At 33.7% G+C, this 1,257-nt stretch carries 2 protein-coding genes; both read left to right on the forward strand.

Features of this window, described 5'->3' with window-relative positions; genetic code table 11:
* Positions 1-188: 188 nt before the first annotated feature.
* Positions 189-527 (forward strand): winged helix-turn-helix transcriptional regulator, encoded by a 339-nt coding sequence (locus QI30_RS18940; RefSeq protein WP_126992084.1) that lies wholly within the window; start codon positions 189-191, stop codon positions 525-527.
* Positions 528-747: 220 nt separating this feature from the next.
* On the forward strand, positions 748-1,257 hold a 510-nt coding region (locus QI30_RS18945), incomplete at its 3' end, for a VanZ family protein (RefSeq protein ID WP_148113892.1).

Below are 1,257 nucleotides of genomic sequence, written 5' to 3' on the forward strand. Positions count from 1 at the left end.
ATAGACTGTTCCACCTACGCTGAACCCCGTGGAAATGCCGTGATCCCAAAGATCGTGGTTGACTGTTTTAATTTTTTTCATTTTTACCATTCCTGTACTTGAGAATAGGTTAAATATAAAATAGTCATAAATAAAAAAATAGTACGCACTTTTTTGATAGGTACTATTAGAAAGGATAGTGTAAAAAGATGGGGATGTCTGACTATGTAGAGAAGGGCAACGTTCGAGAGACACCTTTTGGCTATACATTATCAATTATTGGTGGTAAGTGGAAAATGCTAATTATTTATATTTTGGCAGAAAACGAAACAGTCCGCTTTAATGAATTGCAAAGAAAATTGGGGACCATTACCTTCAAAATATTAAGTTCACAGCTTAAAGAGTTGGAAGCAGACGGCATGATTGTACGAAAAGAATATCCGCAAGTCCCACCTAAAGTAGAGTACAGTCTTACACAAAAAGCACAATCCCTATTACCGGCTTTGGAACAGTTATGTGAATGGGGTTTAAAAAATCAAAAAAATTAGTTAAACTTTTTATGCGTTTCATCATATAGATTTTAAAATTGAGAACGAATTTCATTACTAGAAATTCTTTCTCTTATTTACTGTTAAGTATCATGCCAACGATTTTTTATGCAAGGCAAGGAATCCATAAGGTTTGCTGGAGAGTGGAAGACCTATTGAAACTTCATACTTAAAATGGTAAGATGCAATCTTTTACATCAAAGAAAAGAAAGGACATTTTATGAAACAAGTAAATTTACGTAAAATCACAATTGTGCTGTTAACATTATATACAGCTTTGATCCTCTATTTCTTATATCTAGGTTTTAATAGAGGTCTACTGGGGACAGACTCTAGCTTACGATACAATCTAATACCTGAAGGAATCCCATTGCATTATCCAATAGGAAAAGGCTTTCAAATCTGGTTTTTTGAGTACGGGAATTTTTTAGCGTTTATCCCTTTTGGCGTGATTATTCCACTCCTGTTTCGTTGTAGTTTTAAACGCTTTATCGTCGTTTTTATAGTATCAATAACAATTCTTGAAACGATTCAAATGCTTACACATTTAGGAGCTTTTGATATAAATGATATTATTATAAATTCATTGGGTGCTGCAGTAGGGTTTTCAGCACAGCGAATCGTCACTCATAACCGAGATAATCTAAAAGGAGTTATCAAAATCGTATTACTTTCCATGGTGCTTGCCCTTGGAACAATAATAATTGTTGGCGGTATTAATCAATATTTA

Source organism: Candidatus Kurthia intestinigallinarum (genome assembly GCF_003991225.1).
GTDB lineage: Bacteria > Bacillota > Bacilli > Bacillales_A > Planococcaceae > Kurthia > Kurthia populi.